Genomic DNA, 24249 nt, shown 5'->3' on the forward strand with positions numbered 1-24249 from the left:
CACAACCATTATTTATGACCTCATCAAGAATAGGAACGATGTAATCTTAGCTTTTTATTCGATTAATTTATTTCTGAAAAATTTTTTCATGATGCTTCATGAGCATTTTTGTAGGTATTAATCCTACAAGAAGGGGTCTATACGCATATATAGAATATTTCACAGGAATATCCAGCTTTCTACGCCATTTCTTTTTAAGCCTATATTCACAAAATCGATATTTATATTTTCGTTTACCATATGAACCTCTTGATTCATAATAATCAAATAATATATCCCCAAGGTTAAATCCTTTATAACCTTTTTCATATAATTTACACCATAAATCAAAATCTTCCGTCCTTTCAGTTTCGGGACCTGTTGTATATCCCCCAACATCAACCACGGCTTGTTTCCGCATCATTACTGATGGATGGGCGAAAGTTTTTCCAAGATAAATATCAAGAGGTGTTCTTTCACCCTCTTCTATACTTTTCCCCCAAACACCATTATCATCATACATATTTCGGCTCGTGCCTACTATTGCATACTCTAAATGGGAATCTAAAAAATCCACTTGTTTTTCAAATCTGTTTAGATGTGAAATATCATCATCATCCATTCTAGCTATATATTCTCCTTTAGCTATCTTTAAACAGTTATTAAGCGTTGGGGCAAGCCCTGAATTCTTTGGATTGCGTATAAATTTAATTCTATTATCTTTAGCAACCCATTTTTCAATTATTTCAATGCTATTATCAGTTGAGCCGTCGTCACATATAATTAATTCAAAATCAGTAAATGTTTGCTCAAGTATTGATTTAATTGCAGTTTTTATTTTATTAGCTCCATTGTAAACACCCATTATTACCGATATCTTTGGCATTAAACTTCCCCCTCTCTATAATCTTTGTCTTTAGTTAAAATTTCATTTGATGTCTTATCTAACTGAACTTGTGAATATATTTCCTGCATTCTTTGTACAATGTTCCTAATATCAAAAGCTTTAATAGCCTCTTTATTATTCACGTCAATCCTATTCCCATTACACATTAGAACCTTATTAATACTCTTAGCAAACTCTTCAAAATCATTTGGTTTTACTAACTGGCCACTTTCACTATTTTCCATTAAATCTCTATTCCCTCTGATATCTGAACAAATAACCGGTAAACCACATGCCATCGCTTCCATCAAAGCCACAGATAATCCTTCCCTAAATGAAGGAAATACAAAGATCTCTGCTGCCTTACAGATTTCAATTATATCTTTACGATACCCTAATAGCTTCACACGATTCTCTAATCCTAATTCTTTAGACAAGCTTCTTAAATTATCTTCTAAAGGTCCCTGTCCACATATTACATAATAAATAGCTGGATTATTTAACTTTGCTAGCGCTCTAATAACAGTTTCATGATTTTTATTTTTATTAAGTTCACCAACCGATAGAATAATGACAGCATCTTCTGGCAATCCCAGCTCCTTACGTTTCAATGATTTATCTACAAGTATCGTATCAAACCTTTGGGTATCAAGCCCTACTCCAGGAATATACACCACTCTATCCGCTTTAAAAGAATTTTTGGCTCTATTATAGTCTTCTTTATTTATAGTAATAAGTATATCAGTATACTTTGCTAAACATTTTTCGATAGGATAATATACCAACCAATTTATAAGTGGAGCACCTTTGAAAAAATGAAATCCATGTGCAGTGTATATTACTTTTACACCCTGCATTTTCTTACATGCAAGCCTCACACATGCTGAAGCAACAGGTGTGTGTGTATGAATTAAATCATATCCCTCGTTTTTTATAAGCTTTTTCAAATTTTTATATGCTAAATAATTTTTTCTATCCAAGGGAGAGCGTTGGAATTCTATATTGTGTATTTTGCATCCCATTTTAATTAGTTCAGGATTAACCTCTTGCACAATATTAAAGGCCATATCAACCTGATGCCCTTGTTCCACTAAAAGTTGTATATGTGGTATTAAAAAAGTATTTACAGTATTGGATATGGTCGTAACATATAATATTTTCATTTTTAACTCTCTAATCTCCTATCTAGAATTACTTCTAACACCTTCTCCTTATTAACCATGACCAATTATACTCTTATCTTAGAAACAAGTTTTTGTTACATCCGCAATAAACTTGCTATTTACAAAGCTTCTTATTAATTATCTGATTCAATTCCTTCAAAGAATAAATTGAATAATCTTCCTTAACTTCATTCAAATAACTCTTTTCACTATAAACTCCATCCCGATAAATTCTTACAGTCTGTATTGGATAAATAGAACTTATATGAAAATCTTTTTCTGGATTATCTCCAATATAAATCATTTCATTAAATTCTGTGTTTAATTTTTCTTTCATAGTCTCAAATGCCCTAGGGTGTGGCTTCCAGAACTCTCTTCCCAATTTATCAGTGATAATAATTTCATCAAAATAATTACTGGCCTTTATTGCATCTATTTTTTGTTGCTGAGCATTTGCATAACCATCTGTTATAATACCTAAATTTAACCCTTTTTCCTTTAGGCTTTTCAGACATGGTAATACATCCTCAAAAAAATCTATCGTTGGCACATGGTTACGATAAGCTTCTACTAGTTCTAATACATCATTTTGATTATAGATAACTCCAATCATATCAAACATTCTATTAAATACATTTTTAGTATCCTCATTAAATAAGGTTATTAATATTTGATACAGTTCTTGTTCATCTTTTTGAAGTTTTTTACTTAGTAATTTTGAGATATGTTTATAGCCACTTTCGATATACCTTTTCTCAGAGATAAGTGTATCATCTAAATCAAATATAACTGATTTTATCATTTTACTAACTCCATGTTCTCATCTAAACATATACTACTATCAAACCTAATAAATGTAAGGTTTTCTCGATAGTTTTCATTATAGTTTAATGTTTGTCCCATTAATAAGCGCAACAAATTACCACATGAATCTGCACCACTTTGAATACTCATTGGAGCTCCTCCACCGAATCTTGGATTGATTTCAATGTACTCAATCCCCTTCTTTGTCTTCATAAGTTGAACAGTTATATGTCCAGTTGGCTGGAGTGTCTTCATTAATTTAATTACATCATTAATAATCTCTCGATCCTTTACAATCTTCCCTTTTGAAATTTCACCACTACGTGTAGCTATTCTTAATCGTGGAACTACTGTAATTACATTCCCTTGAAAATCTAAAAATACATCAACCGTAAATTCTTCCCCTTCCATAAAATCTTGGATCAGGGGCTCATTGATAAAACTTTTATATGTCTTTAATTCCGCTAAATTATTTACTTTAAATGTATTAACACTTGAACTTCCAGATTTAGGTTTGATAAATAAAGGAAACTGTATGTTCTCCCCACAAATTAATTCCTCATCTGTATACATTTTTGGAACTCCAAAACCTTCTTCTTCTAAAAATCTTTGTGTATTGATTTTATCCCTGCAAATTTTAATAACCTTTGAATCGGATATCAATACCTTAGCATGCGTTTTTTCCTCAATAAACTCCTTGTTCTCCGCAAGTAGCAATAAATCTGTATCAATCGTTGGGACAATTAACGAAATATTTTCTTGATTACAGATGTTTATAATCTCTTCAATATAATTTGGTTCACTAATTCGTGGTAACTTACAAGTTCTATCTGCAAAATATAGCGCTGGTGCCGTATTAGAACAGTCACCTGCTACAATATTACCTTTAACATTTAAATCTCTCATTGCTTTTTGAAAATGTTGCACTAGCTCTACGCGTCTTCCCGCACTTAAAATTAAAATATTAATTTCTCTCATTATTTTCCCTCACTTTACTACCTTCAAAATATTCCATTGTAGCTGCAGTTTCTGAATTAATTCCTTCTCTAATAAAAACCTTCTTAATTGTTAAAAGGATAATCTTCCAATCCGTAGTAAAACTTACATTATCTACATACTCTACATCGTAATTAAATTTCTCTTCCCAACTAATAGCATTCCGACCATTGACTTGCGCTAACCCTGACAATCCAGGCCTAACTTCATGACGACGCTTTTGATGTTCATTGTATAGTGGTAAATACTGAACTAATAAAGGCCTTGGTCCTATAATTGACATATCACCTTTAAAAATATTAAACAGCCCAGGTAATTCATCAAGTGATGTCGAACGTAAAAACTTACCGAACTTAGTAAGCCTCACACTATCAGGTAATAGCTCACCATTTTCATTTTTTTCATCTGTCATTGTTCTAAATTTATACATCTTAAAAATATTTCTATTTAATCCAGGTCGCTCTTGTTTAAATAATACCGGACTACCTAACTTTGTTTTTACAAGAAAAGCCACTATAAGGAATACTGGACTAAGCATTATAATAGCAATTAAAGACAGTATAAAATCCATCGGCCTTTTTATAAACCTACCATAGATGCCAACTTTAGAACTCCTCATTATGCTATCCACAACCCTTTAATAATTTTCACAACTTTTTCTAGATCTGCTTCTGTCATCTTCGTATCGCTTGGTAAACATATACCATTCTCAAAAAGTTTTTCTGATACATCTGTACCAACAAAATCATATTTCTCAAAGAATGGTTGCATATGCATTGGCTTCCAAACCGGCCTAGATTCAATATTTTCTTTTTCAAGGGCTTCCATCACATCTATTGGACGGATCTTACCGTTTAGTGTCATAGAACTTAGCCAATAGTTTGGTTCATTCCACCCATTACTAGGCATAAATTCAATTCCTTCAAGATTTCCTAGTTCTCTCTTATAAAAATCAAATATGTATCTTTTCTTCTGAACCCTTTGATCTAAAACTTTAAGCTGTCCTCTACCAATACCAGCAACTACATTACTCATACGATAGTTAAAACCTAATTCACTATGTTGATAATGTCTGGCTTGATCTCTACTTTGAGTAGCCCAAAATCTTACCTTTGAAACTCTTTCTTCATTATTAGAAACGAGCATACCACCACCAGAGGTTGTAATAATCTTATTTCCATTAAAAGAGAAAATACCATAATTACCAAAACTTCCAGTATGCTTTCCTTTATAGTACGTTCCTAAAGATTCCGCAGCATCTTCAATTAAAGTAACATCGTATTTTTTACAAAGTTCAACAATCTTATCCATATCCGCAGAAAGACCATATAAATGGACTACTATAACTGCCTTTACGTTCGGATACTTTTTAAAAGCCTCTTCCAAAGCTTTAGGACACATATTCCAAGTTTCATAGTCACTATCTATGAAAACAGGTGTAGCATTCTGATAAATGATAGGGTTTGCAGTAGCCGAGAATGTAAGTGTTTGGCAGAAAACAATATCTCCCTCCCCTACTCCTGCCGCTTTTAAAGCCAAATGAATTGCAGCTGTCCCAGAAGATAGCGCTGCAGCTTCCTTAGAACCAACTTTTGCGGCTAATTCTCTTTCAAATCCATTTACATTTTCCCCGAGTGGCGCAATCCAATTAGTATCGAAAGCTTCCTTAACATAATGCATTTCATAACCTTCATCACTCATATGTGGTGATGAAAGAAATATTCTGTCTCCCATTTAAAAAACTTCCTTCCCTTAAATTAGTTTTTAAGATTAACTTTATTATTTGCAATATCTAATAATCGTTCTCTTATTTCTTCTTTACTAATTCCTTCAAAATCATTCATAAACTGCCTTAAAATCCCTTGATCAATTAAAACAGCTTTTCCTATATGAATTTTAGGGAATATTTGCTCTGGATGAATCTCACCTTCATTTAATAACTCTTCATACATTTTCTCGCCTGGTCTTAATCCAGTAAATTCGATTCCAATTTCCTCAATAGAATAACCCGAAAGAGTGATTAAGTTTTTAGCTAAATCAACAATCTTCACTGGATCTCCCATATCGAGAACAAATAACTCTCCACCTCTAGCTAATGTACCAGCCTGAATTACTAACCTAGAAGCTTCTGGTATTGTCATAAAGTAACGAATCATATCAGGGTGAGTAACTGTTACAGGTCCGCCTTTTTGAATTTGCTTCTTAAATAGTGGGATTACACTTCCCCTACTTCCAAGAACATTACCAAATCTAACCGCAACAAAACGCGTACTAGTACTTACAGATGCCATATGTTGCACAATCATTTCTGCAAATCGTTTTGTAGCCCCCATTACATTTGTCGGATTTACAGCTTTATCTGTAGAAACCATAACAAACGTATTCACTTTAAACGTATCTGCTGCTTCAGCTACATTTTTCGTACCAAAAATGTTATTTTTAACAGCTTCTTCTGGATTACGTTCCATTAAAGGAACATGCTTATGTGCAGCCGCATGATATACAATATACGGTTGATGCTTCTTCATTATTTCAAAGATTTTATGACGATCTTGAATATCAGCAATTTCTGTTGTTATTTCCACAGAATCTTTATAAGTGACTCTCATTTCCATCTCAATATTATAAATACTGTTCTCACCATGTCCTAAAAGAACAATTTTAGCCGGTTTATATTTCATCACTTGGCGACAAATTTCTGATCCAATTGATCCACCAGCGCCTGTTACTAAAATTGTTTTACCTGTAATCTTCTCTCCAATTCCTGCATCATCTAGCTTTATTGGTTCTCTCCCTAATAAATCCTCTACTTGTACATCACGGAATTCATTAACAGAGAGTTTTCCATCTAAAAGATCTTCAAGCATCGGTACAATTTGCGTTTTCGCCTTTGTCTTTCTACACTTCTCAAAAATTTCATTGATTTGACTTCTATTTAAAGAAGGAATAGCGATGATAATATGTTCTATATCATTATCTTCTACAATTTCTTGAATATGATTTGTTGTTCCAACAACTGGAACATTATAAATCTCCAATTTTTGCTTATTTCTATCGTCATCAACAAACGCAATTGGATATAAATCTGCTTCTTTATTATGTTGTAATTGACGTACTACCATCGTTCCTGCTGAACCCGCACCAATAATTAATGTTCGTTTTTTATTAGTAGCTTTTGTAATATATGTATCACGGAACATACGCCATACGAAGCGAGAACCGCCAATTAATAGTAAATGCAACATCCATGCGATTGCTAAAATTCGAACATAAATATCGTGATTAATAATTTGTTGAACAATTGCTGTTACTAGAATTGATAGCGTAATCGCCTTAAATATTTGCTTTAGCTCTCCAATACTTGCATATTCCCACGCCTTGTTATACAACTTATAAATAGCTGCAAAAACATGATGACTACACAATAATGTAATAGAACTAATAACTACTGTCATAGGAATTTTGTTTAATACATTTGGATGTATAAACCAATAACTTAAATACACGGCAGTTAATACGATAAATGAATCTAATAAAATTAATAATGAGAGCCGTCTTCGATAACTCAATATACCTGTTCCCTTCTTTATATAATTCTTATCTTATTCATAATAAAAAAGGACATTCTCTTATGAATGTACCTCTTCCTTTTTTACAAGTTCCTTCATATACTTCATTAACTCTACATTTAATTCTTCATTTTGTAGCGCCATCTCAATCGTCGTCTTAATAAATCCAAACTTCTCCCCAACATCGTAACGCGTACCCTCAAAGTCATACGCAAATACACGTTGAACTTCATTTAATCGTTGAATGGCATCTGTTAATTGGATTTCTCCACCCGCACCTGTTTGTTGATTTTCAAGGAACATAAAAATTTCTGGCGTTAATACGTAACGTCCCATAATTGCTAAATTTGATGGTGCAGTTCCTTGAACTGGCTTCTCCACAAATTGACGTACTTGATAACGGCGATCGCTTTGTTCAATTGGATCGATAATACCGTAACGATGTGTTTCGTTTTCAGGTACTGTTTGTACACCAATAACTGACGACTGTGTACCTTCATATTGATCCATTAATTGACGTAAACAAGGCGTTTCTGCTTGCACAATATCATCACCAAGTAATACAGCAAATGGTTCGTTTCCAATAAACTTACGTGCACACCATACTGCATGCCCTAGACCTTTTGGTTCCTTTTGTCTTATGTAATGAATATTAATTTTTGAGGAAGCTTGTACTTTTTCTAGCATCTCATGCTTCCCTTTTTCTAGTAAGCTTTGCTCCAATTCAAAGGAATGGTCAAAATGATCTTCAATGGCACGTTTACCTTTTCCAGTAACAATAATAATATCTTCAATTCCTGATTCTATCGCTTCTTCTACTATGTATTGAATTGTCGGTTTATCAACGATAGGTAACATTTCTTTCGGCATCGCTTTCGTTGCTGGTAAAAACCTTGTCCCCAGTCCAGCAGCTGGAATAATTGCTTTTCTTACTTTTTTCAAATCTAGTACCCCCAAAAATAAATTATTATATTTATATGTAACAATAACAAAAACCCTACCTATGGAGTCATAGTTATAACTCCATAGGTAGAGTTTCTATTAGAAATAAATTATGGGCATCTAACCCATCCTCACGTCATACTCCCGACGACAAGCGTCTAAGGTAGGTTCGAAATAAAAATTTCTACCCACAGCACGACCGAGTGCCCCCATTGATAACGGTTAGGAGACATCACCCATTCTTTATTTAAAAAATACCGAACAATTTTTTACGGCGAATTTGTTCTGGATCTTCTTTATAAATTGCTTTCCCGCTAATTAATAAATATGGATTCTCTTTCAAATCACTCATAACACTCATTCCAAATTCTTTCTCAATTAGTTCATAGCTTTCTGCTAAATGAAATCCTCTCGACGTCGTGTTATGCGCATCTGATGCGATCATATGTGTTAAATTATGTTCCACAAGCTGTAGTGAGAATTTTTTAATCTTTTTACCAAACTTTCCAAGCAAACTACCTGCTGTCACTTGTGTTAATGCACCTTTATTTACAATGTTATATAACTTATCTGGTCGCTCGATTAACTCGGCATTACGTTCTGGATGAACGATAATTGGAATCATTCCCTTTACACGTAATTCGTATAATAATTGTTCGGTATAACGAGGTACGTGATTTGATGGGAATTCAATGAATATGTATTTATTTGTTTCATTTAAAGTAACGATTTTACCAGCCTCATAGTCTTCTAATAAATCACCATATAACCTGACCTCTTGCCCCGGTAAAATAGTAAGTGGAATATTATGTTGTTGTAGTTCATCATTTAGTTGTTTTATGTGATGAATAATTGAGGTACGTTCATTTACATATTTGCCATTTTGATGGTGCGGCGTTGCGACAATTGTATGTATTCCTTCTGAAACGGCTTGTTGCGCCATGGCTAAACTATCTGTTACTGTCTGGGCACCATCATCGATACCAGGTAAAATGTGACAATGTAAATCTATCATTTGTTTCATCCTCCCTCTCTCCTATAAAGATCTTTTTTCCCTTGAATATGAGATATCGCTCATATTCAAGGGAAAAAAGGAGATATGTTTCAACCATATCTCACTCTTTTAATTAGTTTGCACCGTAATAATAATATAAGCCTTCTTCACGTTTACGATCATTCAGAACAACGCCCAACAATTTACCTTTAGCTGATTCTAACAATCCTTTTGCTTTTACCGCTGTTTCTTTCTCTGTTGATTCACTACGAACAACAAGAATAGAAGCATCACATACATTTGCCATAATTTGCGCATCGGTTACAGCTAAAATTGGCGGCATATCAAAAATAACTAGATCGTACATACTATATGCTTGTCCAAGAAGTTCTTTCATTGATTTTGAACCTAACAATTCGGCCGGGTTTGGCGGGATTGGACCACAAGCTAAAAAGTGTAAATTGTCTACAGATGTCGTTTGTACACATTTTTCTAAGCGTTCACTATGTGTTAGTACGTTCGTGAGTCCAAAAATGTTATCTACTTGGAACATTTGATGCATTGCTGGTTTACGCATATCTGCATCAATTAATAATACTTTTTTTCCTTGTTGAGCAAAAACAACTGCCATATTCGCTGTCGTAGTCGTTTTCCCCTCACTCGGGTTAGCAGATGTTACCATTAATGAATGTAAATTCGTATCAATAGCTGCAAATTCAATATTCGTTCGAATATTACGATATTGTTCTGAAATTGGTGATTTCGGTTGTTGATGAGCAATTAATTGACGGCGTTGACGATGATTCTTTTTCTTTTTAAATAAATTAAGAGCCAATTGTTTGTCCCCTCACTTTTCTTGATGATGGAGCGTGTGATTTCACGTTCATTGTTTCTTCATCCATACGAGCTACAATTCCTAATACTGGTAAGCCAAGTAAGTTCTCTACATCTTCTTCTTTTTTAACCGTGTTATCTAAGTATTCTAATAAGAATGCAAGACCAACTGAAGCTATTAAACCAACAATGAAAGCAATCGCTACATTAAGCATAGGCGCTGGCTTAATTGGAGATTGATTTTCTGCAACTTCTGCTTTAGATAATACTGTTACATTATCGACATTCATAATTTTTGCAACTTCACCTTTAAATACATCTGCAGTTGCATTAGCAATATCACGAGCTAGTTTTGGATCTTTATCCTCAGCTGTTACAGAGATTACTTGTGAATCCTTTTCATTTGCAACATTAATCTTTCCTGTTAGCGCTTGAGATGTCATATTTAAATTTAATTTTTCATTCACTTGTTCTAAGATTACTGGACTTTTAATGATAACCTTATATGTATTCGTTAATTGAATATTCGTTTGAATTTCACCAGCTTGGAACATTGCACCCTCTTGTTTCTTCTGGTTAACAAGAATTTGCGTCGAAGATTGATAGATTGGTGTCATGAAGAAAAAGCTAATGATAGCACTTACAATAGCTGCACCAAAGGCGATTACGAGGATCATTGCTAAACGTTTTTTTAAGATATGAAATAACTCTTTTAAACTAATTGTTTCTTCCATAGGTTCCTCCAACTTTCTAAAATTTACACATAGGAAAAATTATAACATATAAATCTTACATTTTTTATTTTTAATAATTCAGTTCTATATTTGTTCACAAGAAACAAGTTTAATCTTACAAAATAATCTTAAATATGACAACACATTCCAATGATTTCCCAAAAATTTTATCATATCATGCTTTTTACAATGTATAACTTGATAAATAATTTTCAGACAACAAAAAAGCCAACATTTTTTGTCGGCTTTTCATATTTTAGTAATAACCATACTGTTCTTTTTCTTCTCTTTTATCGTTCAAAACAACACCTAGTAGTTTTCCTGATGCTTTATCTAATATTTGTTTCGCTTTTACGATTTTATCTTTTTCCGTCTTTTCACTTCGTACAACGAGTACAATTCCATCACATTTATTCGCAAGTATTTGTGCATCTGTAACCGCAAGGACAGGTGGTGTATCAATTAATATAATATCAAACATGTTATACGCTTCTAGCAACGCCTCGTCCATTGCCCGGCTCCCTAATAGTTCTGCTGGGTTTGGCGGGATTGGACCTGCTGCCATTAAATATACGTTCTCTATATCTGTTTTTTGAATGCATTGCATAAGTTTTGCTTGTCCTGATAATAAGTTCGTTAACCCATTTGAACTATGAACGGCAAATAAGTTTTGTATCGTCGGCTTACGCAAGTCAGCTCCAATTAATAAAACTTTCTTTCCTTGTTGTCCGAAAACAACTGCTAAGTTTGCGATTGTTGTTGTTTTCCCATCACCTGGATCTGCTGAAGTAACAATAATAGAACGAACATGATTATCTACAGATGTAAACTCAATGTTTGTACGAATGTTACGGTATTGTTCTGTAATACGCGATTTAGGCTCTTTATGTGTAATTAATTGTCGTAATGGTTTTCTTTTCTTTCTCCCGAACATATTCATAATCTCCTTTTGTGAAATGCGACATTTCCCTTTTCTCTCTCTTATGCTCGATTTCATACGTCTAATTAATATTCTTGCTGATTTCCCCACATTTCATCATAATCAATAACATTCTACTTTGTCTTATTTAAGTACCTTAACAATATGACAATGCCCTTATTTCTTTATTACCTTTATCACTTATCCTGTTTTCTAGATAAACAATAAAGTAAGTATATGGTAATTGCCATCTATTTACAAGTAATTTTCTGATTAGTTTGTATATTATCGTTTCATCGTTATATAGCAGAAATTAAAAAAATCTCCTTGTCTTTTTACAAGGAGATTTTTTAGTACTATCTATTCTTTTTTATCACCAATCGCAAATGTAATTTCTGCCTCACATGCAACTTCACCATCTACTGTTGCGATTGCTTTTCCTTTTCCAATTGGGCCGCGTACGCGTGTCATTTCTACTTCTAGACGAAGCTGATCACCTGGGCGTACTTGTTTTTTGAAACGGCAATTGTCGATACCTGCGAAGAAGGCAAGTCTTCCGCGGTTTTCTTCTTTCTTTAATACTGCAACTGCTCCGACTTGTGCTAATGCTTCTACAATAAGTACACCAGGCATAACTGCATAGTCAGGGAAGTGTCCGTTAAAGAATTCTTCGTTTGCGGATACATTTTTAATCCCAACCGCTCTTTTTCCTTCATCTACTTCTAATATTTTATCAACAAGTAAAAATGGATAGCGGTGAGGAATGATTTCTTTAATTTGTTCTATATTTAGCATGTAACAATCGCCCCTTTTGTAATATTGGTCTTACCACTTGGACATATTGCTATTATCCCATTTTGTTTATTGTTTGTCATTACAAAGTAACATTTTATATTTAGCACAACTTCCTAAAAAAAAATGCACACACTCTATTCCATTAAAATAGTTGCACATTTTTGCAACTGACACGGAGGTGGAAAGGAGTGTATGCCCAAATTAGGGAAAGGCAATATGTATTGAAACATTATTTGCCTTAATGTCGTATTCGACTCATTATATTATAAACGTTTTCAATTAAGGAAATATTAAATTTAACCATATATATGAATATTTTACCTGTTTCCTTCATATTTCTCTATTTTCCTTCCATTTTCGCAAAAAAACAAAATAAAAAAATATAAAAACGAAAAAAAGAACTAAGGCATTAGCCTTAGTTCTTTCAAATTATCTCAAAGCACGCTTTGGTAATCTGTCGATATTCTCTAACATAATACCTGTACCAACCGCAACGCAGTGCATTGGGTTTTCAGCAATTAATACTGGTACTTTTAGCTCTTCTGCTAGAAGCATGTCGATACCGTGTAGTAAAGCTCCACCGCCTGTTAGAATAACACCGCGGTCGATGATATCTGCAGATAATTCTGGTGGTGTGCGCTCTAATACGCCTTTTGCAGCTTGTACAATAACAGCTGCATTTTCTTTTAATGCTTCTGTAATTTCTTCAGAGCATACTGTAATTGTACGTGGTAAGCCTGTTACCATGTCACGTCCGCGAATTTCAAGCTCTTCGCTACGTGCACCTGGGAATACTGTACCAACTTTAATTTTAATATCTTCTGAAGTACGTTCTCCGATTAATAGCTTATACTTACGTTTAATATAGTTTAAGATCTCCATATCAAACTTATCGCCAGCCATTTTGATAGAGGAAGAGGTAACAATATCACCCATAGATAGTACAGCGATATCTGTTGTACCTCCACCAATATCAACAACCATGTTACCGCTTGGTTGGAAGATTTCCATACCAGCACCAACTGCGGCTACTTTTGGTTCTTCTTCTAAAAATACTGTTTTACCACCTGAACGTTCAGCAGCTTCACGAATTGCTTTTTGTTCTACTGATGTAATATTTGTTGGACAACAAATTAAAATACGAGGTTTTGAAAAGAAGCTCTTTACGTCCAATTTGTTAATGAAATACTTTAACATTGCTTCTGTAATTTCGAAATCTGCGATTACACCATCTTTAAGTGGACGAATTGCTACAATATTACCAGGCGTACGTCCCACCATACTTCTCGCTTCTTCACCGACTGCTAATACTTTACCACTATTACGATCAATGGCCACAACAGATGGCTCATTTAATACAATACCCTTACCTTTAACATGAATTAATACGTTAGCCGTACCTAGGTCAATTCCGATATCTCGCGCAAACATTCCCGTTTTTTCCTCCTCGATATTCAAAATCAGGTTACACCCGAATTCTTTTCACCTAATTTCTGATTTTATCATAAATTTAACAGAAACGTAATATTCGCAAAAAGAATTCTTCTGAAAAATATTACCGAATGTGAACGGAATGTTTGCTACTGTAACATTATTGACGTACAGGCTTCTCTACATCTTCTTTTCTATACTTTTGTTTTGTTGCTTCTCCACCTCTTAAATGACGAATAGACTTATGATAATCAAGAATTTCTTTTACTTCATTTGCGAGCTCTGGATTAATCTCTGGTAGACGTTCTGTTAAATCTTTATGGACTGTACTCTTTGATACCCCAAATTCCTTTGCAATGACACGCACTGTCTTTCTTGTCTCCACGATATACTTACCAATCTTGATAGTTCTCTCTTTGATGTAATCGTGCACACCACTCGCCTCCCTAATTTGGATGTGAGAAGGGTGAAATGAGCCTCGCTGCATACGACTAAGAAGTAAGTGTGAGTGCTGTTTGTAAGCGTTAAACATTCTTGGATTTATAATGAAATGATTCACGATTTCTCACCTCAAACACTCTCTTTGCTTTGGTTTATACCATTGTATTGCCCGCACTACTGATATATGCTACATGTTCACTATTTTTGCGGACTAAGTTAAGAAAAATTACGTTTTTTTGTGAGAAATACGTTAAAACTGACTATTATGGCCAAAAAAAATGACACCTTGTATAAAAGGCGTCATTCTTCTCGTTCCAATTCTTCTTCTAACAACTGATGGTGGGGAACCTCTTTCTTACCGGCAATATAATAATATAAAGTGAATAAAACAAACAATAAAATAATAGCAGTCGACAGAACAAACAAAAATGACACAGTATCCCCTCCCTTTTGTAATATATATTCGAGAATCTCGTCATTTTTCCTTGTTTTTACAACTTTTTTCTCGAAATTGAGTATTTTTATATAAAAATAAAAAAATCAGCTCCCCTAGTGGGAACTGATTTTTTCACTTTATTATTCTTGTGAAGAAGAATCGTTAGATGATTCTGTAGAACCGTTTGTTGATTTTTCTTCTTTCTTCGGTTCTTCTTTTTTGTCACTAGTTGAACCGCTTGTTGATTTCTCTTCTTTTTGAGACTTGTCTTCTGTTTTATTTTCTGGTTTCGTGCTCGTTGACTTCTCTTCTTTTTGAGATTTGTCGTCAGCTTTTTTACCAGAAGCATTCGTAGCCTTTGCAGCACCTGCATCAGCTTTAATTTCTGTTACTGATTTATTTAAGTAACGTTCAGGGTTCACAGCCACATTGTCTTTACGTACTTCAAAGTGAACGTGAGAGCCTGCCTCTTTATTCATTGCACTTAGACCGGATGTTCCTAATACTTCACCTTGTGCAACTCTTGCACCTTTTTCTACTTTCACACTGCCTAAGCTTTGATAAGATACCGCTACACCATTTCCACTATCAACTGTTACAACATAACCAAGAAGTGAATCTTTTTCAGCTTTCGTTACTGTACCACTTAAAGCAGCGGCAACATTGAATTCTTTTCCATTCTTCGCAGCAATGTCAATTCCTTTGTTTGGGGAATATGTGTTGTTATAAAAGACAAGTGCTTTTTCTTGTTCCGCCTCAGTTGCTGCATCTTCATAGAATTTCTTTTGTACGACTACTTCCGCATTCGCGGCAGCTGGCATTTTCACTACTTCTGAAGATTTCGTTACTGGTACTGCTGGATCTTCCGATTGTGTATACGGTGTTGCTTGATCGTGGTTTGGAGTCTTCTTCGGATTAGCTCCTTGGAACCATAGCGCAACCATTAAGATTACCGCTGCACAAGCAATGTATAGTGCCGGAAACACCCATCTTTTTTGAAATAAATGTACTACCTTTTGCGACTTTTTATTATTTCTTCCTCGCATTCCATCATCACCTCAGCAATCATTTTGAACAATATTCACGTATCCTATACAACGTATAACTAATTACTTTTCGACAAAATTTGTAAAAATATGTATAAGAAATGTAAAATTTCCGAGGAAATGATAGAAAAAAGAAAAAACTGAGCGTTTCGGCCCAGTTTTTAGTCCATTTGTTTCTTTTTATATACGATTAAACATGCAATAAGCGCAATAATAAGCCACACTCCAACATTTAATACATGCCCACTAATACTACTAAATCCCGCTCCACCTACTAAGCTGTTAAGTGCTTTCACAATATGAGATGTTGGAAGATATCCAATCATCGTCTTAATTACTTTATTTTCAACCATCGGCTCAAACTGTACAGCCAAATACATCGTCATTAATATCGGCATTCCAATTATTGATGTTTGTGGTACAGATGCAGCTAACAATCCAATCATTGTTCCAATCACAATAAATAGAATTGTTCCACATAAGAAAATAAATCCTAGCAATAATAGATTTCCACTGAATTGATCCAAAATAAATAAGTTCACAATACAAATGCCCAATGTCAAACATGCTGTTAATATACTTTTTCCAAGTAGAACTTCAACCGAAGATGCCGGTGATAGCATTAATACACGTAATGTATGTTTTTCTTTTTCTTCTGCAATTACCATAGATTGAACAAAGCCTGCGACAAATAGGAAGGCCGTTATAGTAGTAATGCCTAACATTTCCTTTCCCACTCCAAATCTGCTAAACAAAAATGAAAGTATAATTGGTAAAAATGCCATTAACAACACTTGTGAATTTGTCTTAAAATCTTGTACTTCTTTTCTAAAAATAGCTGATACACGTCTCATTGAAAATGTCATTATAATCCCCTCCCAGTAACTTCAATAAAGATATCGCCTAGCGTTGGTTCGTGTGAATGAATAGATAACAGTTCGCCCTTTTTCATCCATTCTGAAATACGTTTTGCGCCTAATTCATCTTTTTGCACTACTTCTTTTTGTTTATCTTTTAATACGACCTGTATTTGATCCTTAGCGTATTGTAAGCGTAGGTTCTCTGGCGTATCCAGCGCTACAATTTCTCCGCCACAAAGGAAGGCAATGCGGTTACAAAGCGTTTCTGCTTCATCCATGTTGTGAGTCGTTAAGAAAATCGTCGTTCCTTCTTCATTTAAGTCTTTTAAGATTTTATGAATGTTTTGTACGTTTACTGGATCGAGTGCAGATGTTGGTTCGTCTAAGAAGAGGATATCTGGTTTATGAAGGATTGCTCTTGCTAGTGTGACGCGTTGCTTCATTCCCTTTGATAGTTTCTTTACTAGTGTTTTTTTATCATCTAATAAATTTACTTGCGCTAGTACTTCATTGATTCGTTCTTTTTTACAATCGTATAAGTCACAAAATAATAGTAAGTTATCATAAATGCTAAGTCTTTCATATAAGCCGCTGTTATCTGTTAAAATACCAATTCGTTTGTAATCGATGCTACTTGGTCCTGTAATATCTTTCCCTAATACTCTTACCGTTCCAACACTATGAAGCAATTGAGAAGTTAAAATTTTTACTGTTGTCGTCTTACCAGATCCACTCGGTCCGAGGAATCCGAATATCTCTCCTTGCTTCACCTCAATATTTACATTTCGAAGTGCCGTTTTTCCACTGAAACTTTTCATTACATCTTTCATTTCAATTGCCAATGTCATTTCTTCATCCCCTTTGTTTTTCTTCTTTATAGATGAAAGTCGCTTTAGCGCTTTTCGTTTGTTTGTTTCGCTTTTCTTGACTCAATCATATGAAAAACAAAGGGTTTACGCAGTAAAATACCGGTAAAAGGAGTATTTTTACCGGTGAATGAATCGTATGTTGAGCTTATTGGAGCACTTTTTATAGCCCAATCACACCTTTTAATTCATCCATGCGTCCTTTTGAAAGCGGAATTGAACTTTTTCTTTCGTCATCCAAAATTAAACTGAAACTGTTACGAGTCCATGTAATCACTTCTCGTACTCTTTGTAAATTCACAAGATACGAGCGATGACATCTAAAGAAACCAAAACCTGTTAATCTCGCTTCTAGTTCGCTTAATGTTAATGCACATACAAAATCCCCTTCACGAACGTGAATATGTGTCACTCCGTTTTGCGTTTCAATGAAATGGATTTCCATCGGATCAAGTAAAATGATTTTATCGTTCACTTTCGCAGGTATTCTTTCTAACTTCATTTGCGGAATTATTTGAACGACCTTCTCTTCATCGACTTTTTCTGCTTCCTCTTGTTCAATTTCTACTTTTTTCACACCATCATTGTTTAGTATATATACATCTTCCGTTAACGAAAGGGCATCCGATAGGAAAGATGACGTAATAAAAATCGCCTTTCCTTGTTCTTTCATTTTCATGATTGCTTTTCGAATAATAACCGTACTCTCTATATCTACATTTTGCCCTGGCTCTTCCAAAATAACTAAATCCGGATTATGAATCATCACTCGCCCGATATGAAGACGGCGTTTCTCTGAAAATGATAATTTTTCTATTTTAACGTTTAGTTTATCTAGGAGACCAACAGACTGCACAACTTCTTCTATACTTATCTTTGATTCATAAAGCCCTAATAGAAATTTGAAGTATTCTTTCACCTTCAAACGATCATATGCCTCATCTTTCAAAAAACAAAAACCGATGCGGGAATAATTTTTCTTTCCAATTGCTTCCCCTTCAAACAGTACATTGCCAGTCGACGCCTCTTCTTCACCAATAATGATACGGTGTAACACTTTAGCTGTATGATTATTGCATTGCAAAACAATACATTGTCCCTTCTCCACCTCTAGCTCAATTGCCGGTAACTGGTTCGCCTTCCCTAATTGTTTCAACTCTAGTAACGCCATTTCATTTCCCCCAAATGCCTTTTTATCCTATTATATCAAACAGTTAATGGAAAATTATGATATTTTAAACAGAAAAAATAGGTGCCAGAGTTCTGACACCTATTTCTTCACCATCAATTTTCCTTCATAATCATTCATCGTCTTTATTTCAACGCCTTTATAGTAATGAGCGACGATATCTGTATATTTCTTTCCTTCCGCTGCCATGCCGTTCGCCCCGTATTGACTCATACCAACGCCGTGACCGAAGCCTTTCGTCGTAACGATGATTTTATCTCCTTGTTGTTTCCACGTGAAATCAGAAGAACGTAAATCTAACTTTTCACGAACTTCTTTTCCTGTTAATGTTTTTCCTTGAAAAGCTACATCCTTTACGCGCTTTCCTTCCGTAAGGTCTTTAATGTTTCCAACCTTCCCGTCTGCTAGCACTTTCACACCGAGACGTTTTTGAAAATCAGCTACTGTAAATGTTTGCTCGCTCGTAAACTTTGGAGAGGCTTGATCCCACGGACTATCTACACTTTTCAAGTACGGATAATCATTTCCCCAATAGTCAGCTGCATTTTCTGTTCGGCCATTACTCGTTGAAAAGAAGGATGCTGAAATTGGTTTTCCATCATACGTTAAAACTTGTCCTGCTGTTTTCGAAACAGCTTCTTCGATTTTCTTCAAATTATTTTCGTAGTTATTACCCCATTGTTTCTTCAATTCTTCTTTACTTTTGTACACTTGATCTTTCACCGTATCTGTCACGTCCGCATTGTTTTTCTTTCCTCCGCTCAGCATACGTTGCACCACGAATGTTCTCGCTGCTAATGCCTGCGCCTTTAGCGCCTCTATTTCAAAACTGGCATTCATCTCAGAAGCTACTACACCGGTCACATACTCCTCCATAGGTAATGATTCTACCTTCTTTTGTTTCTCACGATATACAGCAACTTGAACAGCTGTATCTACTTTTCCTGGAGCTGGTATACTTTCTATCGCTGGAGGAGTTTTAGCGGCCGTTTCTTCCCCTACTTTTGCTTTCGCAAATGGGATAACAAGGGCTGCAGGTACAATGATAACGAGCGCTATTAAGAGCGCTACTGTAATAAAAAGTGGCTTTGAAAATTTCATCCTATTTTCCCCCAATATAAAAGCTTTACTCCATTCATTCTTATGGAACAACTCTTTCTTTTAGAACATACTTAAGGAGGAAGAGCATAAAACGTAAATTTTCTAAATATTTTTACTGGTACGTGCATAAGTATAGAATTTATTGACTATAACAGTAATAACCCAAAAAAAATAGCCCCTATGTCAAAAGACATAGAGACTATTTCAATTAAGCGTGAAGATCAGAAACTTCTTGTTCTTTCACTTCTTCTACTTTTTCGTTTACACGTTCAATAGTTGCACCTAATGCAGCTAATTTCTTATGGAAATCTACATAACCACGGTCAAGATGTTTTAACTCAGTTACACGAGTATAACCTTCTGATACTAAACCAGCTAAGATTAATGCAGCTGCAGCACGTAAATCAGTTGCGCCTACTTCAGCACCTTGTAAGCTGTTTGGACCGTTCATAATAACAGAACGACCTTCAATTTTAATATCAGCATTCATACGACGGAATTCTTCAACGTGCATAAAGCGGTTTTCGAATACCGTTTCTGTAATCATGCTTGTTCCATCAGCTTGTAGTAATAATGCCATCATTTGTGATTGCATGTCTGTTGGGAAACCTGGGTGAGGCATAGTTTTAATATCAACCGCTTTTAACTTATCTGGGCCGATAACACGTACACCTTCGTTTTCCTCAATAATTTTAACACCCATTTCTTCCATTTTCGCTGTAATTGAGCGTAAATGTTCAGGTACAGCATTTTCAATTAAGATGTCTCCACCAGTAATTGCTGCTGCAACCATGAATGTTCCCGCTTCAATACGGTCAGGAATAATAGAGTGGTTTGCACCATATAATTTATCAACGCCTTCGATACGAATCGTTCCAGTTCCAGCTCCGCGTACTTTCGCTCCCATCGCATTTAAGAAGTTAGCTAAGTCAACGATTTCTGGTTCTTTCGCTGCGTTTTCAAGAATTGTTGTCCCTTTTGCTAATGTAGCTGCAGACATAATGTTTTCTGTCGCGCCTACGCTTGGGAAGTCTAAGTAGATTTTAGCTCCTTTTAGTTCTCCCTCAACATATGCCTCAACAAAACCGTTACCAACCTGTACTTTTGCTCCCATTGCTTCGAAGCCTTTTAAATGTTGGTCAATTGGACGTGAACCGATTGCACATCCACCAGGAAGTGCAATACGAGCACGACCGTTACGTGCTAATAATGGTCCCATTACTTGAACAGATGCACGCATTTTACGTACATATTCAAATGGTGCTTCAATGTTTAGTTCTTTAGAAGAATCGATTGTTACTTGATTATTTTCAAATACGACTTCAGCATTTAAATGACGTAATACCTCATTAATTGTGTATACATCAGACAAAACTGGTACTTCAGATAGTACATTCTTTCCATCACTCGCTAATAGGGCTGCAGCGATTATAGGTAATACAGCATTTTTTGCGCCCTCAACACGCACTGTGCCGTTTAACCGCTTTCCGCCACGGACGATGATCTTTTCCAAATTATTCCCCTCCGTGTCCTTTTTTCAGTATCTATTCACTCAATACTCAGAAGTTATGATCGGTGTGCCAACCACAATTGTATCTTTGTTGTCTGTAGAACGTATTGCTATTTGCACATTTATTTTCTCTCTATTTGTTGAAAGAGCGTCATCCCACTTTTTATTGTATGCGGAGACTGACACAAATGCTCTTTCTTCTACTTGTTCGATCGCTCTTGCTGAAAGATCTTTCAAAACCTGATTGGTTTTATTTTGCAAAACACCTTCAATCTTATCATTCAGTACACCTTGAACACAAGTGTAAATTATAGGTTTTTCACTAAAAATTTTATTTACTTTTTGAACATACTTCGGGTCCCATTTCGCCCCACTTACTTCAAAGATAATGAAAGTGTTTTCTTTAGTATTTTCTTTACTCCAAGTTACTACTACTCGTTCTTCATGAGAAGCAAACTTTTTATAGGATGTAGCTTTATATCCATCTGGAGATTGCTCTACTTCCCACTTTTGAATATTTGCCTTGTCCTTCACATCGTTTAACAACTTTTGAAACGTATGTATATTAGAAATTGTTTTTGTTTCTCTAGCTAACCATGACCATTTTTCTACTTTAGCATCATTTTTCTCTAAAGCCTTAATCATGCTCTCCATTTTCTGTTCATCGCTTATCGGTTTCATCTCTCTATATCCAACCAAAAATAAAACAACACTAAGTGCAACAATAAGAATGGCTTTAAGCTTCAATTTCATCCCCTCCTATCCCCATTGTTAACGGAGATTTGAGGTTCTATACACTTACTTTACTAAATACGTTAAACTCTTCGAATAGCCTAAATAATCAAGGAAAAAGTTACTTACAGATGTCCCAATTGCAATTGTAATTAAGATGAGTAATACTCGCGTCTGCAGCACTTTTCCGGACTTCATTAAACGCTCAATGTGAATGCCTTGCAAAGCCCACCACGTAATGGTAATAAACAATAAATGCGAAACAATGGCAATCAGTGCTTGTTGCCCTAAAAGTTGTGCCAAAAAATCGACCCCTTTTTACTCAGCTACTACTTATGAAAGAATATAAAAACGATACCATAATAAGTAGGAGCCACACTTTTTCAAATGCACATAGACATCTTACATTTTACATCGTGATTTTCTTTCAAAAAACGTATATCTACATTACAAGTTAACACAAAATAAAAAGCGCAGAGTACTGACTCCACACCTTTTATTTTCACTATTGTACCACGTTCCCTAAGAAGAAGAAATCTTTCATTAATGGAAAATATTCATAAAAGAAATTGTACCCAATCATCGGCATAATCCCCAGTATTACAATCGAAATTGCACAAAGGCTCATAACAACCTTTATATTTAATGGTAACCGTATTCTCTCTTCTGTCTCTCCGGTGCGGAAAAACATTTGTTGTAAAATACGGAAATAATATACGAATGAAACAACTGTCGTACCCATCATAATCGAAGCTAGTACGTAATGTGCTGGCTCTACATGAAGCGCGCCTAAAAAGATGTTAATCTTTCCAATGAAGCCAGCCGTCCCTGGTATCCCGGCCAGCGATAAAATAAAGATTGTCATCATGATCGCTGCAAATGGTGATTTCTTATATAATCCGGTAAAAATCGTTATATTTTCCTTATCGTTTTGTAAGATTAAGCCGTGGATAATGGCAAACGCGCCTATATTCATAAGCATGTATGCCAACATATAAAACCACATGCTATCCAGCGTAAATGGTGATAATGCCACAAGTGGAACGAGCAAATACCCAGCATGCGCAATACCTGAATAAGCAAATAAACGTTTTATGTTGTATTGTTTTAACGCGACTACATTCCCAACAATCATAGTAATACTTGCTAGCACCGCAATATATATACTCATATGCCCATATAAAGATTGCATATCTCCTTGTATTAATACACTTGCAAAAACCATAAGGAACAAACGAATAATGAGTAGGAACCCAGCAATTTTAGAAATCGTTCCAAGAAAGGCAGTAACAGGTGTAGTCGCGCCTTCATACACATCAGGTGCCCACATATGAAACGGCACTGTGGCAATTTTAAATGAGAGACCGACTAGCAATAAAAGAAATGCCAGAGCTAGCAATAACTGAATACCACTAGCGAGCTCCCCAGTGAGTACCTTTTGCATATCTACAATGTTAGTTGAACCTGTAATACCGTATAAATAACTCATTCCGAAGAGCGTGATTGCCGTTCCAATTCCTCCGCTAATGACATATTTCATTGCCGCTTCATTTGATGCACGGTTCTTTTTTCGTATTCCTACTAAAATATAAGAAGAAAGTGAAAGTAACTCTAAACCAACGAAAAGGGTGATAAAGTCAATACTAGAAGCCATGAACATCGCACCAAGAAGTGCCATTAAAAATAAGTAATAATATTCGCCCTTATCTTCAATCGGATTCTTCTTATCATCGCTCATTGCGATGCATAAAATGAGAGCTGAGGCGCCTAATAACAACGTTTTAAACCCTTTTGAAAATCCATCTAACACAAACGATCCATTTAAAATATCTCCAGCTGGTTCGCTATATAGCGTAATTAATGACACAAGTGCTAATACGATGGCAGCGATCGCACCAAGAGCTACATATCTATGATTCAGCTTAAAAAACAAATCACATATGGAAAGAAGGATGGCGGCCCCGAGAATAATAAATTCTGGCACCATTAGATGCCACGATAAGCTAAGTAACGTATTCATAT

At 35.1% G+C, this 24249-nt stretch carries 25 protein-coding genes; all 25 read right to left on the reverse strand.

Annotated elements, in window-relative coordinates; all coding sequences use genetic code 11:
* Nucleotides 1-67: 67 nt before the first annotated feature.
* The 25 genes from DN400_RS05310 to nuoN all read right to left on the reverse strand — a co-directional run bounded on the left by DN400_RS05310 (nucleotide 68) and on the right by nuoN (nucleotide 24247).
* Nucleotides 68-865 (reverse strand): glycosyltransferase family 2 protein, encoded by a 798-nt coding sequence (locus DN400_RS05310; protein WP_079246199.1) that lies wholly within the window; start codon nucleotides 863-865, stop codon nucleotides 68-70.
* Entirely contained in the window at nucleotides 865-2028 is a 1164-nt protein-coding gene (locus DN400_RS05315; protein WP_097891793.1) for a glycosyltransferase family 4 protein, read from the reverse strand. Before DN400_RS05315 ends, DN400_RS05310 begins: the two co-directional genes overlap by 1 nt.
* 115 nt (nucleotides 2029-2143) lie before the next feature.
* Nucleotides 2144-2830 (reverse strand): HAD family hydrolase, encoded by a 687-nt coding sequence (locus DN400_RS05320; protein WP_000597761.1) that lies wholly within the window; start codon nucleotides 2828-2830, stop codon nucleotides 2144-2146.
* The gene (locus tag DN400_RS05325) at nucleotides 2827-3810 is read right to left on the reverse strand and encodes an ATP-grasp domain-containing protein (protein WP_063549135.1); all 984 of its coding nucleotides are present in this window, start codon (nucleotides 3808-3810) and stop codon (nucleotides 2827-2829) included. The genes DN400_RS05320 and DN400_RS05325 overlap by 4 nt, the downstream gene beginning before the upstream one ends.
* Entirely contained in the window at nucleotides 3797-4447 is a 651-nt protein-coding gene (locus tag DN400_RS05330; protein WP_079246201.1) for a sugar transferase, read from the reverse strand. The genes DN400_RS05325 and DN400_RS05330 overlap by 14 nt, the downstream gene beginning before the upstream one ends.
* Nucleotides 4447-5562 carry a DegT/DnrJ/EryC1/StrS family aminotransferase gene (locus tag DN400_RS05335; RefSeq protein WP_079246202.1) on the reverse strand — a complete coding sequence of 372 codons (1116 nt, stop codon included), beginning with the start codon at nucleotides 5560-5562 and terminating at the stop codon, nucleotides 4447-4449. Before DN400_RS05335 ends, DN400_RS05330 begins: the two co-directional genes overlap by 1 nt.
* 23 nt (nucleotides 5563-5585) lie before the next feature.
* Nucleotides 5586-7397 carry a polysaccharide biosynthesis protein gene (locus DN400_RS05340; RefSeq protein ID WP_079246203.1) on the reverse strand — a complete coding sequence of 604 codons (1812 nt, stop codon included), beginning with the start codon at nucleotides 7395-7397 and terminating at the stop codon, nucleotides 5586-5588.
* A gap of 60 nt (nucleotides 7398-7457) precedes the next feature.
* A complete protein-coding gene (gene bpsC, locus DN400_RS05345; protein ID WP_079246204.1) occupies nucleotides 7458-8339 on the reverse strand; it encodes a UTP--glucose-1-phosphate uridylyltransferase BpsC in 882 nt (293 codons plus the stop codon).
* Between the two features lie 247 nt (nucleotides 8340-8586).
* Nucleotides 8587-9354: a tyrosine-protein phosphatase gene (locus DN400_RS05350; protein ID WP_079246344.1), complete on the reverse strand. Its 768-nt coding sequence runs from the start codon at nucleotides 9352-9354 to the stop codon at nucleotides 8587-8589.
* A 112-nt stretch (nucleotides 9355-9466) separates the two neighbouring features.
* On the reverse strand, nucleotides 9467-10168 hold the full coding sequence (locus DN400_RS05355; RefSeq protein ID WP_079246205.1) for a CpsD/CapB family tyrosine-protein kinase: 702 nt from the start codon (nucleotides 10166-10168) through the stop codon (nucleotides 9467-9469).
* The gene (locus DN400_RS05360) at nucleotides 10158-10901 is read right to left on the reverse strand and encodes a YveK family protein (RefSeq protein ID WP_079246206.1); all 744 of its coding nucleotides are present in this window, start codon (nucleotides 10899-10901) and stop codon (nucleotides 10158-10160) included. The genes DN400_RS05355 and DN400_RS05360 overlap by 11 nt, the downstream gene beginning before the upstream one ends.
* A gap of 256 nt (nucleotides 10902-11157) precedes the next feature.
* Nucleotides 11158-11835: a CpsD/CapB family tyrosine-protein kinase gene (locus DN400_RS05365; protein ID WP_016513262.1), complete on the reverse strand. Its 678-nt coding sequence runs from the start codon at nucleotides 11833-11835 to the stop codon at nucleotides 11158-11160.
* Between the two features lie 345 nt (nucleotides 11836-12180).
* Nucleotides 12181-12615 (reverse strand): 3-hydroxyacyl-ACP dehydratase FabZ, encoded by a 435-nt coding sequence (gene fabZ / locus DN400_RS05370; protein WP_000931959.1) that lies wholly within the window; start codon nucleotides 12613-12615, stop codon nucleotides 12181-12183.
* A gap of 429 nt (nucleotides 12616-13044) precedes the next feature.
* Entirely contained in the window at nucleotides 13045-14046 is a 1002-nt protein-coding gene (mreB, locus tag DN400_RS05375; protein WP_000457978.1) for a rod shape-determining protein, read from the reverse strand.
* 160 nt (nucleotides 14047-14206) lie between these two features.
* The gene (gene spoIIID, locus DN400_RS05380) at nucleotides 14207-14479 is read right to left on the reverse strand and encodes a sporulation transcriptional regulator SpoIIID (RefSeq protein WP_000544012.1); all 273 of its coding nucleotides are present in this window, start codon (nucleotides 14477-14479) and stop codon (nucleotides 14207-14209) included.
* 308 nt (nucleotides 14480-14787) lie between these two features.
* Nucleotides 14788-14922, reverse strand: a complete 135-nt coding sequence (locus DN400_RS05385) for a hypothetical protein (protein WP_000008903.1) — start codon at nucleotides 14920-14922, stop codon at nucleotides 14788-14790.
* 141 nt (nucleotides 14923-15063) lie between these two features.
* The gene (gene spoIIQ / locus DN400_RS05390) at nucleotides 15064-15969 is read right to left on the reverse strand and encodes a stage II sporulation protein SpoIIQ (protein WP_001214922.1); all 906 of its coding nucleotides are present in this window, start codon (nucleotides 15967-15969) and stop codon (nucleotides 15064-15066) included.
* Nucleotides 15970-16130: 161 nt separating this feature from the next.
* A complete protein-coding gene (locus DN400_RS05395) occupies nucleotides 16131-16835 on the reverse strand; it encodes an ABC transporter permease (RefSeq protein WP_089172024.1) in 705 nt (234 codons plus the stop codon).
* Nucleotides 16835-17677 carry an ABC transporter ATP-binding protein gene (locus DN400_RS05400; protein ID WP_147801569.1) on the reverse strand — a complete coding sequence of 281 codons (843 nt, stop codon included), beginning with the start codon at nucleotides 17675-17677 and terminating at the stop codon, nucleotides 16835-16837. Before DN400_RS05400 ends, DN400_RS05395 begins: the two co-directional genes overlap by 1 nt.
* Before the next feature lie 181 nt (nucleotides 17678-17858).
* Nucleotides 17859-18866: a LytTR family transcriptional regulator DNA-binding domain-containing protein gene (locus tag DN400_RS05405; RefSeq protein WP_097913074.1), complete on the reverse strand. Its 1008-nt coding sequence runs from the start codon at nucleotides 18864-18866 to the stop codon at nucleotides 17859-17861.
* Between the two features lie 99 nt (nucleotides 18867-18965).
* Nucleotides 18966-19985 (reverse strand): stage II sporulation protein D, encoded by a 1020-nt coding sequence (spoIID, locus tag DN400_RS05410; RefSeq protein WP_098352202.1) that lies wholly within the window; start codon nucleotides 19983-19985, stop codon nucleotides 18966-18968.
* Between the two features lie 208 nt (nucleotides 19986-20193).
* On the reverse strand, nucleotides 20194-21498 hold the full coding sequence (gene murA, locus DN400_RS05415; RefSeq protein WP_000411275.1) for a UDP-N-acetylglucosamine 1-carboxyvinyltransferase: 1305 nt from the start codon (nucleotides 21496-21498) through the stop codon (nucleotides 20194-20196).
* Between the two features lie 39 nt (nucleotides 21499-21537).
* Nucleotides 21538-22242, reverse strand: coding sequence for a YwmB family TATA-box binding protein (locus DN400_RS05420; RefSeq protein WP_000767913.1), 705 nt, complete (start codon nucleotides 22240-22242; stop codon nucleotides 21538-21540).
* Between the two features lie 51 nt (nucleotides 22243-22293).
* Entirely contained in the window at nucleotides 22294-22530 is a 237-nt protein-coding gene (locus DN400_RS05425) for a DUF1146 family protein (protein WP_000057889.1), read from the reverse strand.
* Nucleotides 22531-22732: 202 nt separating this feature from the next.
* The gene (nuoN, locus tag DN400_RS05430; RefSeq protein WP_327885493.1) at nucleotides 22733-24247 is read right to left on the reverse strand and encodes an NADH-quinone oxidoreductase subunit NuoN; all 1515 of its coding nucleotides are present in this window, start codon (nucleotides 24245-24247) and stop codon (nucleotides 22733-22735) included.
* Between the last annotated feature and the right edge of the window lie 2 nt (nucleotides 24248-24249).

The organism is Bacillus sp. AR8-1 (genome assembly GCF_008042345.1).
Lineage (GTDB): Bacteria > Bacillota > Bacilli > Bacillales > Bacillaceae_G > Bacillus_A > Bacillus_A cereus.

What these genes read in the sequence shown, in the direction of transcription:
- fabZ (WP_000931959.1), bottom strand. Translation starts at nt 12,615, where the DNA reads ATGCTAAATATAGAACAAATTAAAGAAATCATTCCTCACCGCTATCCA.
- mreB (WP_000457978.1), bottom strand. Translation starts at nt 14,046, where the DNA reads ATGTTTGCGCGAGATATCGGAATTGACCTAGGTACGGCTAACGTATTA.
- DN400_RS05325 (WP_063549135.1), bottom strand. Translation starts at nt 3,810, where the DNA reads ATGAGAGAAATTAATATTTTAATTTTAAGTGCGGGAAGACGCGTAGAG.
- spoIIQ (WP_001214922.1), bottom strand. Translation starts at nt 15,969, where the DNA reads ATGCGAGGAAGAAATAATAAAAAGTCGCAAAAGGTAGTACATTTATTT.
- DN400_RS05395 (WP_089172024.1), bottom strand. Translation starts at nt 16,835, where the DNA reads ATGACATTTTCAATGAGACGTGTATCAGCTATTTTTAGAAAAGAAGTA.
- DN400_RS05315 (WP_097891793.1), bottom strand. Translation starts at nt 2,028, where the DNA reads ATGAAAATATTATATGTTACGACCATATCCAATACTGTAAATACTTTT.
- DN400_RS05320 (WP_000597761.1), bottom strand. Translation starts at nt 2,830, where the DNA reads ATGATAAAATCAGTTATATTTGATTTAGATGATACACTTATCTCTGAG.
- DN400_RS05335 (WP_079246202.1), bottom strand. Translation starts at nt 5,562, where the DNA reads ATGGGAGACAGAATATTTCTTTCATCACCACATATGAGTGATGAAGGT.
- DN400_RS05310 (WP_079246199.1), bottom strand. Translation starts at nt 865, where the DNA reads ATGCCAAAGATATCGGTAATAATGGGTGTTTACAATGGAGCTAATAAA.
- DN400_RS05400 (WP_147801569.1), bottom strand. Translation starts at nt 17,677, where the DNA reads ATGACATTGGCAATTGAAATGAAAGATGTAATGAAAAGTTTCAGTGGA.
- DN400_RS05330 (WP_079246201.1), bottom strand. Translation starts at nt 4,447, where the DNA reads ATGAGGAGTTCTAAAGTTGGCATCTATGGTAGGTTTATAAAAAGGCCG.
- DN400_RS05360 (WP_079246206.1), bottom strand. Translation starts at nt 10,901, where the DNA reads ATGGAAGAAACAATTAGTTTAAAAGAGTTATTTCATATCTTAAAAAAA.
- DN400_RS05350 (WP_079246344.1), bottom strand. Translation starts at nt 9,354, where the DNA reads ATGATAGATTTACATTGTCACATTTTACCTGGTATCGATGATGGTGCC.
- DN400_RS05405 (WP_097913074.1), bottom strand. Translation starts at nt 18,866, where the DNA reads ATGGCGTTACTAGAGTTGAAACAATTAGGGAAGGCGAACCAGTTACCG.
- spoIID (WP_098352202.1), bottom strand. Translation starts at nt 19,985, where the DNA reads ATGAAATTTTCAAAGCCACTTTTTATTACAGTAGCGCTCTTAATAGCG.
- DN400_RS05365 (WP_016513262.1), bottom strand. Translation starts at nt 11,835, where the DNA reads ATGTTCGGGAGAAAGAAAAGAAAACCATTACGACAATTAATTACACAT.
- nuoN (WP_327885493.1), bottom strand. Translation starts at nt 24,247, where the DNA reads ATGAATACGTTACTTAGCTTATCGTGGCATCTAATGGTGCCAGAATTT.